This window comes from Longimicrobium sp. (assembly GCF_036388275.1).
Classification (GTDB): Bacteria; Gemmatimonadota; Gemmatimonadetes; order Longimicrobiales; family Longimicrobiaceae; genus Longimicrobium.
Genome location: NZ_DASVSF010000003.1, coordinates 104,538 through 116,361, shown reverse-complemented (window position 1 = coordinate 116,361; position 11,824 = coordinate 104,538). Strand labels below are relative to the sequence as shown.

Here is an 11,824-nt window from a genome sequence, read left to right as displayed (position 1 = left end):
CGTGGAGGTTCGAGTCCTCTCGGGAGCACTGTCCGCGGTACGGAACGCACGGCTCTCTCTGCCCAGGTGCTGAAACTGGTAGACAGGCCAGACTAAGGATCTGGTGCCTTAACCGGCGTGGAGGTTCGAGTCCTCTCCTGGGCACTTTTTTTGAAAACATGGGTGTTGGGAGGCGAGTGAGGATCGCGGCACGGCTCGTTCGTGTCGAGGAAAGTCCGAGCTCCACAGGGCAGGGTGCCGGCTAACGGCCGGGCGTCGTGAGGCGACGGAAAGTGCAACAGAAAGCAAACCGCCGATGGCCCGCGAGGGCACAGGCAAGGGTGAAACGGTGCGGTAAGAGCGCACCGCGCGGCTGGTGACAGGCGCGGCATGGTAAACCCCACCCGGAGCAAGGCCGAGCAGGGACAAGGAGCTGCCCGCTCCGTTACGAGTCCCGGGTAGGCTGCTGGAGGCCGGCGGCAACGTCGGCCCAAGAGAAATGATCCTCCCCCGGCAACGGGTGACAGAACTCGGCTTATTTGCCTCCCATCCCGTACTTGCGCGCCCGTAGCTCAGCTGGATAGAGCGTTGGCCTCCGGAGCCAAAGGTCACAGGTTCGAATCCTGTCGGGCGCACTCTTCGCAAACCCCCGCGGTGGCTGCACTTGCAGCGGTCGCGGGGGTTTTTGCGTTTGGGGCCCTTCCGCGGCTTTCACAATTTCCTTCACAATTTCCGTTCGGGCGTCGGTCGGTGTTCCGGGGTATCGCCCTGTAACGCCCAACCGATACACCGCATGTCCGACCGTACACGAGGACGTCCCCGCGGCGCCGAATCCGAGCCGCGGGCGTACATTCGCTGGATCAACGGCCGCGCCTACGCCGAGTTGGGGGCATGGGAGGCGTGGGGCGGCCGCCGCCAGGAGCCGCTGGTCGACAAGGGCCAGATGGCCGCCACCCAGGATCCCAACACCGCCGCCATCCTCTTCGCCCAGCGGCTGATCGAGTTACGGGAGAAGCGCCAGCTCCGGCCGAATGGCGGCACGGGAGCGGCGCCCGACGTCCCCACCTCCATCGGCGCCTTCATCGGCTACCACCTGGCCGCCAAGGCCGACGTCAAGGGCCGCCGCTGTCCATCCGAACATGAGATCTCCCGGCAGCGCACGCGGCTGATGCACGCCGCCCGGTTCTTCCGCGCTCTGGGCGTTCGCGACATCCGTGAGTTGGAGCCGGCGCACGTCGAGACGTACATGGAACATCTGCGCGAGGCTGCGCCCAGCTCACAAGCCTCGGCCGGACGGCGCGGCGGCCGGCTGAGCTGGGCGACGCAGCGGAAGTACCTGGGAGCGCTCGGCAACATGCTCCAGCGTGCCAAGAGCAAGGGCATCGTCATGCGGAACCTGGTCCAGGATCTCGTCGACAAGCCCACGGCCGAGAGCTCTCCGACCAGGCACCTGGAGATCTGGGAGGCGGCCCTCCTGCTGGAGGCGGCGCGGCGTCTCTTTCCTCTCAGCCAGCCGGGGCTGCCGGTCTACCCGCTCCTCGCGTGGGAACTGCTGACCGGCTGCATCGAATCGGAGGCGAAGTCGCGGGAAGTCATCGATCTGCGCCTGCCCGCTGACCCGGAGTTTCCCGACGGCGTCGTGATGGTCCGCACCAACGTCAGCCGCGACCACCTGAAGACCGAATACCGCACCCGCTACATCGCCCTGCAGCCGCAGTTGGCGGAGATCATGGGCGAGTACCTGGCCAGCGCGCAGGCGCCGACCGGCCCGCTCCTCTTTCCGGGCGCGACGCCCACCGAACCCGTGGGCGACTGGCGCAAGGCGCTGGACGAGATCGCCGCCCTGGCCGGCTTCGAGCCGGGCGAGGTCCGGACCCGGCGCTTCCGCCCGACGTTCGCGACGCACCGCGCCTATACGTGCGACGAGACGGGGCAGCCCATGTCCACTCTGAAGCTGCGGGCGGAGATGGGGCACGGTTCGATGGAGATGCTGGAGGAGCGCTACTTCAAGCACGCGCGGTTCCGCCGCTCGCGCCCGCACTTGGAGTACCGGTGGAGCGACTGGGCGGACGCGCACCGGAGCCAGCTCGCGCGCGGGATCGCTGCCGCGCTCTCGGCGGGGCAGGCGCGCACTCTCTGCATGCTCGCATCCGGACCGCTGCCGACCGGAGACTGGATGCGGGCGCTGCAGATGTCACCGGGCACGTTCTACCCGGCGCGTGCGCGGCTGGTGCAGTTGGAGCTTGTGGTCTGTCCTGGGGAGGGCCGCGGAGCGCGGTGGGAGCTTACGAAGGATGGGCGGGCGACGGTAGACGCGCTTGCCGCTCAGCGGGAGTTGGCGGCGTAGGCGCGCTGGCCGAGACTGATCTCGTCTTCGAGTTCGGGGTCGTATCCTGAGGCTCGTTGTAGCACGGGTTCCCCACCGTCCACCTGCTGGTTACGTACGGCGGAGACGAACTGCTCGAACTCACGCCGACGAACCCTATAGCCGCTGCCGGAGGGGTACGCGCGCAGGCGTACCCCTCGCAGGCCCGAACGAATCCACTTCCGGATCGCCGCGGGCGTGTACGCGGACTTCCGTCCGAACCTCTCGGCAGCGAGACGGCCTACCTCCTCTACCGCCAGGTCTGCCCCCTCCTCCTCCGCGCCGTCGATCAGCTTCGCCAGCCCCTCGACAGGAACGAGCGTGCCCGGCGGCGCCGATCGAACCAGCTGCTGAAGTCTCTCTTTCAACGTCACCTCAACCTCCAGAATGCTCCTTCGCGACTTCGTCACTTACTCGCCGGCTGTATCCGACTATTAACTCCGGCCGCGAACTGCGGCGGCGAGTGACTCCAGTTCGATGGTACCCCGTACGACTCCGTTGCGCTGATGATTGCCTTGAGTCGGTGCCCGTCCGGCCTGCACGGACAACCGGTGATTGGGCGGCCTCAGTACATGCCGCCCGTCTACGGCCCGTTCCTGCACAGGCCGGCGCAGTTTGTCGAAGTGGCGTCACCACGAGGGTTACGCGAGCACTCCTCCTTTCCTCGCCTTTTCTCAAATACCGTAATCCTCCGTTTTTGCCGGTGAGACTCCCGGTGCTGAACGTCCACGGTTTCCCTCAGACATTCCGTCACCGTCCAGTTCGGCGAACCTCCGCCAGCCACCGCTGGTCCAGGTCCATGTGCAGAACCTGCGTCCGGCCATCGATCACCGCCACCGCTTGAAGGTTCGAGAGAATGGTTGCTTTCAAGTCGAGCGCTTCCGGAGGCGTCAGCGTTCCCGATGCGGCGTAAAGACGCACCACCTCGACCGGGAGATCGAATGAGAACAGCCGTCGGCCGTCGTGTGAGGCGGAGATGTACCACCCCTGCTCGTCCCACGTGTAGCGGACCCGAGTAAATGGGAGCAGTTCGCTGAGGTCGAGAGTTGGGTCTGACATCAGGAACACCGGGATGGCGTTCCCTATCATCGCAATCACGGCTGTGCCAACCCTACGGCAGGCGCTGATAAGGGGCTCCAAGAACCGCGCCTCTTCGGGCGTCGCAACGCCGTCCGGGTGGGTCAAGAGTGCATCGCGCAGGACGTGACGCAGACGTGCGGTGTCCGGTCTAGCCGCAGGACGAAAACGCGCCCTGCTATCCACCGCCGGTGACCGCGCGTACCCAACCATCCGGCTCGTCTCCATGATTGCCTGGATGACTGGCTGGAGGAACACCGAGCGTCGCAAGGGAAGCAGGTGCACATCGTGGGCGTATGCGTAGCGCTGCGCCGACAGAGAGAATTCAGAAGCCGAGAAGATGGCGTACTGATAGTGGTATCGGCGCTTGCCGATGCTCGATTCATCGGGCGCCGCCCAGAACTCTGAGATGTCCTTCAGCACACCGACGCCGTTGCGAACGACATCAAGGCCAACCTCTTTTCGCGCATAGCACTTCGCTTCCACGATCAGCCGCTGGGGGTTCGTGAAGGGAGGTGTTATAGTGAAATCTGCGATCGCGTCGATCTGGTGCTCGCCTCCCCTTCCACGCACCTGCAGCCCCCCGCCGAACGCACGTCGCGTTGTCACGTTGTCGGGGGCTGTGACTGTCGTGTACCCCGACGAGCGCAGCAGATAGAGGATGGCCTCCTCTAGGAGCACCCCCTGCACGTGAGCGGGTGTGAACCACCAGGGTGGATCAGACATTCGAGCGATTAGGGGAGCAGTTGGTCATCTGGCGCGTTGTGGACCCGGTTTATCCGGGCGTAGGTATGCTCGACCATGTTCTGGACGATCCTGGTCACCTCCGCGCGCCACTCCGTATGGCGCGCATGGTCGACTCTTCCACGGGTCTGGTCATTAACGTACCGGTCATTTTCGTACAGTAGTGCGCGCACGGATGCTGCCAACGCCCGCAGTTCCGGATCGCCTTGCTCCGCTTCTGCCGGAAAGTGCTTCTCAAGTTCCTGCACCACGTATTGGAGCCCATCAACGGCAACCGCGACCCCGTCGCGATCCGGTGCAGGAGCTGGGATCAGATCCCGCAGCACATCCATCCAATCATTCGCCAACGAAGCACGCTCCGGCATATCCGGCCAGACGAGTGCTCCGACCATTGCGAAAAGTCGTTCGCGAGCTACGGCATAGAACCAGTCGATCCGTTTAACCTGTACCTTGGGCGGACTAGCGCCGGCGTGGGCTCGCGCGGCAAACGTCGTAATGCGTCCGGCTCTGAGGTCAGGAAGAACGCGTTGATCAGCGCCCGCGAGGACAAGAGTCGCGAGCCGACGCTGGAGGCTAGAAATTTCAGCAACATTGACGAGCCACCAGTACTTGACTTCTAGCTTGCGGAAATACGCGACACAGTCGAGAGCTGGAGGGCTGCCATCCCCCGGGTGACGAATGAGAAACTGTGCGAGGCAAAAGGAGGGGAAGGGATGGCTCATAGAAGAGACGTTGTCAGCTCCGGGCTGAAGGAGCACGAGCACCGCACGGGTAGTACTTGGATCTTTTCGTAACGCATCTGCAATTTCATGCAGCTGATCCATGTACCCATTGTATCTCAAGATTCGTGTTCCGTGAGTAAAGGCCTGTGGCGCAGCACCCCCAGTTGGTTCCGACCGCTGCCAGAAGTCCACCACTTCGCGGAACCGTTCAAGCCGTTTCGCCGCTCCTAGTTCATGATCGTTCTCATCATCACCCAAGGCGAGTTCAATGGGGGCGTCTCCTACCTCAAAGCCACGATACAAAGAACTCAACTCTGATTGCTCCGGCGAAACACGAATCTGGCAGAGCACATTCTCCACATCCCGATTCGCCGCATCAAGCGATGCGACCAAGCGCGCGTAGACCGAACCGACGTCCTGCCCGTCGAATACCAACCCATTGGGAGTCTGGACGTAAGTTGCCGCTCCGGGGGGAGTAAACGGAACCGTGTTCCGCCCCCCCTCCCTGGCAGGCTGGCCAGGTAGTACTAGTGGAATCCGTTCCACTTCGAGCGTACAGGCGTTGGCATCAAATTGTAGCAGGCGGCAAATATCGTCAGGATCCAGTGTGGGGCCACTCGGTGCTGGGCCGGAGATAACCCGCACCTGTCGAGGTGGATCATCTGGACGCGCGTGTGAAGGTACGTAATCAGTATACGTAAAAGGAGCATGTTTATGGCCGTGGAGCACTATCGAGAATCCGTTCTCTACCAGGAACTGGCGCAAGAGTTCAAGATTGGTGAATGATTCAAACGGCTTGATTTCCTCTCTTGTAGAAACCGGCAGTAGCTGGTGATGGAGCACGGCGACGCGCACCAATGGAGCGGAATGTCCTCCAGCGGGCACGGCGCCGAGATCACGGGCGTGGGCTCGCTCAAGCATCGTACGCACGTTCTCCAACTGTTGGTCGGAAACGCGAGCTGCATCTGCGCTTCGTAGCCTTTGAAACGCCTCAACCGCTGCGGCCCCCCCACGCTGCCTTCGGAGAGAACGTTCCAACGCCTCCCATTGGGGATCCGTGAGGCCGGTGTCTAGACGAACCTGAGAGTACCCTGATGAATCGATCGGAACGAACTGAATAGGCCCGATACGCATCAGATGCCCGGCTATAGCTCTGCCCCGCGGGGCATCTGCGTCCACACCTTCTAACAGGGGTGTAACATAGCCCGCGTCACGTATGTATGCTCGAAAATGTGCATATCTGTCAGGGTCCCCCGGACGCAAGTCGGCCGTGACATCATGATTCCCTGGTACTACCAAGATCCGCTGCTCGTCGGCCGGTTTCGCATCCCCGAGTGCGGCTAGAAGAGTGCTGAACGCCCGAAACCCACCCTCAGCATTCTTGTCGGCTACGTCACCGCTCATCACGATGCCGTCAAGCGCTCGCCCCGTTGCCAGTAGCCGCTGGCCGAGTCGCTCCAGCGTTAGACGAAGGACTTCATGGTGTGTGGTCCGGCTGCGCGGAGGAACAAGCCCCGCCCTGTGGTCTCCGATTGGACGGCTTCGTGCTGGATCTACGAGATGTAGATCTGAGAGATGCAGTACGAGAGTCACGGGTGATCTCCGATGCGGTAAATGAATCAAGCTTGCCTACGTCCGCCACAACGCTGGTTCCAGCGTTCCCATAGTACTTTCAAGGCCGTATCATTGCATCCGTCCATGGCCTCATGAGCGACCTCCAGCCACCCACGTCTACGTGCCGTATCTGCCGCCGCTACCCTCAATGCGTTTTCATAGGCAAGCGGTACATCACTAGCCACCGCCAGCGCCCGAAGGGTGGAGGCCGAGAGACTAGCAGGCATCATGCCTTCTAGTCGTCGAATCACATCAGGAAAAGCTTTGTCCCACGAAGCGCGGTCTAATGCAAAGGACGTTGTACTCTGGGGTGTAGAGATTCCTATAGGTGTTTCGCGGACGAACTTCAGGTCACGCTCGTACACGTGCAGGCTGTCACTCATGTGGTGGTATTCACCCGGCTCCACCTCAAGCCATCCCGCGACAACTTCTTGCAATGCAGTGAATTGTACAATGTTGTGTGGCACGCCTAAGAATAAGTCGTTGCTGCGCAATACTTGGAGCCATTCCAACCGGCCATTCCGCACTTTCGGGAACGCGACTACGTTGCACGGGATGTCGGGTCGAGCGGGAGACCCGTCGTTAAAAGGCAGGTCTACGCGTGCATCCCATATCTGCAGTACCGCTTGTCGGCTGTCCGGCGCCGAATCGAGAACTCGGTACACACGGTCGAGTTGATCTATTCCAAAGTGGTCTCGCAGGCGGTATCCATAAGCACCGTCGTGCTCGGGTGCATCGCCGGAGAACCGCGGCAGTACCGGATTCCAATGCGTAGGAAGCGCCGCGTCACGACGTCCCGCCAATATCCAGATCACTTCGACCAAGGCGAACGCAGGGTTCATAGCCGGGGTGCGGGTGAAAATCCAGCGCTGACGAGGATCTTTGATCGTCATCCCCACATGCAGGATCTCTGCGGTCGCTCCGCCGCGTCCAGGCTGAGAGCAAGCAGGTCCACCCTCCTTAAACAGCTCAACAGCAGCGCGCCAAACGTCCTCAGCCGTTCGTCCGCTCAGGGCATACATCGTTTCGGCTCCAGGTCCCGGTTATTCCTTTGTACCGGAAGCAGCCCGCGCGTGCTCCGGTATCATCTCGTTGATTCCCCACTTAGGGGGATAGAAGTAGCAAATCGGTTCAGGAGTAGCGCGGAACTGTTGCTTGATCCGAGTCCGGCCGCTGTGGCCGGTGTATTCGGGATGGTGGACCCGAGCATATTTGTCCACCTCACAAAAGAGGTTCTGACAATCGATAAGCTGCAACCGACGTCCCCAGAGAGTTTGAAAATCTAATCCAAGTTCCTCGAAAGATCTCTCCTGGCGATCCGCCACCAATCGAATAAGTTCTGCGTCGTTAAGCCCGCCAGTTTCGGCGAAACACTTGCGGATGCCATCCCGCGCTCCGGGCCCGGGTACGACGAACTCATCTTCTCTGAACGAGGTCAGACGGCTGTAATTAACGTCTGTGACGTACTGGTAGGCAAGGAAATCTCCGATTGTCGGATACGCTCGCAACAAGTCGAAAGCATCCTGCATGCGCCGACACGCAGCGATTTTGCTGGGTAGGTTGTCTGCCATCATCCTAGCGAGCAGGCGGAGATGCATCCGGTGCTTTCGGCCTTCCCCAAGACGTGGGCCACCGCTGGGCATGATGTAAGCGGCAGAATATATCCGCTCGCCGGTGCTCATCGCCTCTTCAAGTACACGATCATACACATCAAAGTTAAAAGCATCCCATCGGATCTCACCCACTGCCGACTCGAGGCGTTCCCAGGTTTCTACGCGATTGAATAGCTTGAAAAGCACTATCCGAAAGAACACTTCGTCGGAATCCGTGTCCCCACGATAAATAACATTCCGGATAAGATATTGGCTCACCCGGTCCGATGCACGGTATGCATTCGTGAACTTGTGCCTAAGTAGAATTGGATCACTCGTCCATGGTGGAGGCATTCTTTCTAGGCGTCGAAAAAAGATCGCCTGCCGCTCGGCCGCGAACTTCCAATATGTGTCGAATACAGGTGTGGTGCGAGCGGGGGGGAGCCTGACGAAGATGTGTAGCGAACCCTGCTCCTCTGATGCGAGATCCAGTTGCTCAATGCCGTTATGCTCCTTAGCTAGTGAAGCCGTGGACGTTCTCGTGATCCGCTTCACGCGCCCACTCCGCATCGCGGCTTGAGCCGCTGCTGAAGGCGAGTGTCAAGCTCTCTAAGAACCTGTTCTACGGCCGCTTCAACGGTCGTTGCGTTACTCAGTTCCACGACATCCTGTTGGGTTGCGGCGATCGCTCGATACTCTTCATCTCGGCGCCTGAAATCCGCTCTCTCCGCATGCGGAATAGAATCGATTGAGCGACGGATCAGGAACACGGCAGCCGGGTGGAGTTCACCCCAATGCTCGCGTTCCAACTCAATCATGGTACGTAAAGTACTATGGTTTATCCCGGAGAGCACCCCGTAGACCCAAGTGGACCACCAGTACCGATCGAGAAGCACAATCTCACCCGCGGCAATTCGCGGGCGGATTTCACGATCAATTACATCGAGATGAGCGGCAACATGCAGAAGTTGGAGGGCGGCGGGCAGGACGTGAGTCACCCCGTAACGCTGTGGTTCGTGGTGCAAACCGTAAACTAGCGCCCCGAGACTCCCAGGAGTGCGGCCAGGAAACGAGAGCACAGAGACCCCGAAGTCACGGTCTACAAGCGCGTCACGAACTCCTTGAACGAGGGTAGTCTTCCCAACCCCGTCAGGCCCTTCGAATGCCACGAGGGCGCCGGTGCGTGTACTCAAAGGGGAACCCCTGCGGATTGGATGGCCTTAGCGCTGTCATCGACAAGACGCCGGGCACGAGTCACCGTTATTCCTCCCCGAGGAGCGTGTCCAGCGATGCAAGTCATCCTTCCAAGGCGTAGTCCCATCTCATGCGCGAGGAATGCGCCGAGTCGACAGAGCCCGAGATAGTTTCCGTAGGCTCGTTCAAAAATGTACTGCGTCCCATAGAATGCGGTCAGCGCCAACGAACCGTCTCCGCGGTCTGGGTGCAGCGCGATCTGCTGCAGGCACGGAAAACCTTGGAGCGGCATCCCGGTCAAATCCTCGCTTGGCCGACTTATAGACGCTTGGTAAGCACTTAGGCGCTTAACGTCCCGCTCGTGGAGACGAATAAGATGCTCAAGTTGGTTTCCCTCCTCTGGTGCCCCTGCGTAGTCGATCAGCCTCTCAAAATAAATCCCACGACGGTTGCGTGGATCCTTGCGAAGGGTCTTCCGGACAGCATGATAGCGGGAATACAACTCCTGCCGTGGCCGATCCCGGTTCCAGAGTGACTCAGGGAAAATAGTATTCGCTGCGGTGTGACAGCTGAGGGGAAGCATAGCTCGTTTCGGGCGCCTCGCCAGCTTGGAGTCATGTTGCTCCAACAAAGCTTCGTCGATCAGCGCTCGTACTTCGGGTACCTGCTCCGGTGCTCCCTGGTCATCGAACCCGAGCACTGTCACCACCAAAGGAGCCAAGGCCTCTACTCCGGGCCGAGTCACCATATGGAAGGCGCGGAGCCACGCAACGGAGAGATTTAGTTCAGTGATCGGTTCAGCAACCACGGGCCGCTCCACAGCACTTACAGTAGGCATCAGTTCTCCTTTTAAAAGATGGGAACGTCGCCGTCTGCAGCGTCGAGGTGACGGTACACACCGCGTCCCTCGTAGCCTCGGCGCGCGACCCGCGCGAATACTGCCCAATCCGTCCCAAGCACCTGCGCTATCCCAGGGGCAATCGCCTCCACCACAAGATCGTTCCTACGGCCCTGCACAGGGCTAGAGAGTGCCAATCCGTCAACACGAGTCCCGATTGGAAGGATCATCTGATCGCCTACCTGGAGATCAACCGGCCGATTCGTCCAGTTCCGATCCACGACCATGACGTCGCCAACCAGCGGAACGCCTAGCAGGTCCTCGCGCACCCTCTTGGGTTTGTGGGCCAGTAGGGCGTCTGCTCGGGGCTTTGAGAGCAGGTTCAAACTCCATCGCATGTGCTGGACAAGCGTGCCGTAGCCCACTCCAAGCCAACCCGCAACTTGGTAAGCCTCTGTCGCAGCCGGAGAGTTCAGATCGAAGCCCCGCGACCGAAACCCTCTTTCTACCGCAGCTTTGGGCATCAGGAAGAAGGCGCCGAACGCATTCGCTAAGATCTCGTCAGGATCGGGGGGGGATTGTGCAGCGCTGCTCACCCCCTCGATGTACTGATCAATCCGTGTCCCATGTCCAAAGGCATGATGCCCGATCTCATGAGCGGCGGTTGACGCTTGCCGTCCAGCCGGTCGTAAGGCGGAGACAATTACCAGAGGCTTTGCCTGATCCGGACCTTGGCGGACGTACATTCCCTCCAAGCTTGGTGCAGCGAGGAAGCGGACTTCTAACCCGAGACGGTCAGCCGCATCATACACAGAAAGAGCTTCCCCCAGCGGGATACCCAGGCGAACACGCGTTTCAAGCGCAACCCGGAGTGCCCGCTCCGCCAATGTACGCCGGTTCATGAGGTTGCGCCCCCTGAGCCACGGAGGGCTGCGAGCAGATGAAGTACTCGATCAAGATCCTCGGGTTTGAGCTTCCCGAGTTCGCGTGCCGCGAGTTGAACGCGTGCATCATCCGGGCGTAACGCGTCGGGGTCATCACCCGCCAGCCAGGAGGTACTAACTCCATAGATCTCGGCAAAGCGCGCGAGTTCCTCCGCAGGAACGCGCCGCCGACCTGCCTCCGCTTCGCTCACGCTCGGTCGGTGTAAGTCAACGAGTCGAGCTACTTGTCCCTGAGACAGGCCGGCCATCTCACGGGCGCTTCGTAATCGCGCGCCAATTACGACACGCTTAGCAGCTGCATCGTCGGCACTTTGGTCGTTCATGTGGCTCCTTCACCATCCGTGAGTTTCAGCTTCTTCCCGTACCGGGCGATGATGCCTCGCGCGATGTCACCGATTGGTAACGGGCAACCGCGGTTCGACGCGAAGACATTCGGTTCCACCTTCACGCCGATCTCAGCCGAAAGGAGCACGCACGCTTCCGTTACGTTCAAGCTGTCGAACGCTCCCAAATCTTGGAGCGGAACGATAGAGTCGTCTATCTCTAGTACCTCACGACCGCATTGCCGCTGGATCGCCCCAACGGCGTCCCGCACCAATCCGCAGACCCGCCCCTCCAATCCCGTATCACTCATAGACGCCTCCTTACCAGTGGTAAGGATATCTTACCACACATCCAGATCGAACGCAAGATGTGCGTCTCCTGAGCTCATCCGTTACCGGCTGATCGAAGGGCAAGGTAATCGGGTCAGGCTC

At 60.6% G+C, this 11,824-nt stretch carries 10 protein-coding genes, 2 tRNA genes, 1 other RNA gene and 1 pseudogene; 4 read left to right on the top strand and 10 right to left on the bottom strand.

Features of this window, described 5'->3' with window-relative positions; genetic code table 11:
• The first annotated feature begins 60 nt into the window (after nucleotides 1–60).
• The 4 genes from VF632_RS02290 to VF632_RS02275 all read left to right on the top strand — a co-directional run bounded on the left by VF632_RS02290 (nucleotide 61) and on the right by VF632_RS02275 (nucleotide 2,326).
• Nucleotides 61–144, top strand: a tRNA-Leu gene (locus tag VF632_RS02290).
• 21 nt (nucleotides 145–165) lie between these two features.
• An RNA gene (gene rnpB / locus VF632_RS02285) (RNase P RNA component class A) lies at nucleotides 166–533 on the top strand.
• A 7-nt stretch (nucleotides 534–540) separates the two neighbouring features.
• Nucleotides 541–614, top strand: a tRNA-Arg gene (locus VF632_RS02280).
• 158 nt (nucleotides 615–772) lie between these two features.
• A complete protein-coding gene (locus tag VF632_RS02275; RefSeq protein ID WP_331021223.1) occupies nucleotides 773–2,326 on the top strand; it encodes a hypothetical protein in 1,554 nt (517 codons plus the stop codon).
• On the opposite strand, the gene VF632_RS02270 is transcribed toward VF632_RS02275, so the two are convergent.
• From VF632_RS02270 to VF632_RS02240, 10 genes and pseudogenes are all read right to left on the bottom strand, one after another.
• On the bottom strand, nucleotides 2,305–2,718 hold the full coding sequence (locus VF632_RS02270) for a hypothetical protein (protein ID WP_331021222.1): 414 nt from the start codon (nucleotides 2,716–2,718) through the stop codon (nucleotides 2,305–2,307). The two genes, VF632_RS02275 and VF632_RS02270, sit on opposite strands and share 22 nt — an antisense overlap.
• A 376-nt stretch (nucleotides 2,719–3,094) precedes the next feature.
• Entirely contained in the window at nucleotides 3,095–4,147 is a 1,053-nt protein-coding gene (locus VF632_RS02265; protein ID WP_331021221.1) for a hypothetical protein, read from the bottom strand.
• Nucleotides 4,148–4,155: 8 nt separating this feature from the next.
• Entirely contained in the window at nucleotides 4,156–5,817 is a 1,662-nt protein-coding gene (locus tag VF632_RS02260; protein WP_331021220.1) for a hypothetical protein, read from the bottom strand.
• Between the two features lie 291 nt (nucleotides 5,818–6,108).
• A pseudogene (locus VF632_RS28200) lies at nucleotides 6,109–6,480 on the bottom strand (metallophosphoesterase); the annotation flags it as partial.
• A 26-nt stretch (nucleotides 6,481–6,506) separates the two neighbouring features.
• The gene (locus tag VF632_RS02255; RefSeq protein WP_331021219.1) at nucleotides 6,507–7,394 is read right to left on the bottom strand and encodes a thymidylate synthase; all 888 of its coding nucleotides are present in this window, start codon (nucleotides 7,392–7,394) and stop codon (nucleotides 6,507–6,509) included.
• A gap of 150 nt (nucleotides 7,395–7,544) precedes the next feature.
• Nucleotides 7,545–8,549 (bottom strand): nucleotide kinase domain-containing protein, encoded by a 1,005-nt coding sequence (locus VF632_RS02250; protein ID WP_349263961.1) that lies wholly within the window; start codon nucleotides 8,547–8,549, stop codon nucleotides 7,545–7,547.
• A gap of 95 nt (nucleotides 8,550–8,644) precedes the next feature.
• On the bottom strand, nucleotides 8,645–9,262 hold the full coding sequence (locus VF632_RS02245) for a hypothetical protein (protein WP_331021224.1): 618 nt from the start codon (nucleotides 9,260–9,262) through the stop codon (nucleotides 8,645–8,647).
• Between the two features lie 874 nt (nucleotides 9,263–10,136).
• Nucleotides 10,137–11,027, bottom strand: a complete 891-nt coding sequence (locus tag VF632_RS28195) for an ImmA/IrrE family metallo-endopeptidase (RefSeq protein ID WP_414682876.1) — start codon at nucleotides 11,025–11,027, stop codon at nucleotides 10,137–10,139.
• Nucleotides 11,024–11,392, bottom strand: a complete 369-nt coding sequence (locus VF632_RS28010; RefSeq protein ID WP_349263960.1) for a helix-turn-helix transcriptional regulator — start codon at nucleotides 11,390–11,392, stop codon at nucleotides 11,024–11,026. The genes VF632_RS28195 and VF632_RS28010 overlap by 4 nt, the downstream gene beginning before the upstream one ends.
• Entirely contained in the window at nucleotides 11,389–11,703 is a 315-nt protein-coding gene (locus VF632_RS02240; RefSeq protein ID WP_331021217.1) for an acyl carrier protein, read from the bottom strand. Before VF632_RS02240 ends, VF632_RS28010 begins: the two co-directional genes overlap by 4 nt.
• Between the last annotated feature and the right edge of the window lie 121 nt (nucleotides 11,704–11,824).

Excerpts from the sequence above, each read along its gene's own strand:
- VF632_RS02275 (WP_331021223.1), top strand. The coding sequence starts at position 773 with ATGTCCGACCGTACACGAGGACGTCCCCGCGGCGCCGAATCCGAGCCG.
- VF632_RS02265 (WP_331021221.1), bottom strand. The coding sequence starts at position 4,147 with ATGTCTGATCCACCCTGGTGGTTCACACCCGCTCACGTGCAGGGGGTG.
- VF632_RS02255 (WP_331021219.1), bottom strand. The coding sequence starts at position 7,394 with ATGACGATCAAAGATCCTCGTCAGCGCTGGATTTTCACCCGCACCCCG.
- VF632_RS28195 (WP_414682876.1), bottom strand. The coding sequence starts at position 11,027 with ATGAACCGGCGTACATTGGCGGAGCGGGCACTCCGGGTTGCGCTTGAA.
- VF632_RS28010 (WP_349263960.1), bottom strand. The coding sequence starts at position 11,392 with ATGAACGACCAAAGTGCCGACGATGCAGCTGCTAAGCGTGTCGTAATT.
- VF632_RS02240 (WP_331021217.1), bottom strand. The coding sequence starts at position 11,703 with ATGAGTGATACGGGATTGGAGGGGCGGGTCTGCGGATTGGTGCGGGAC.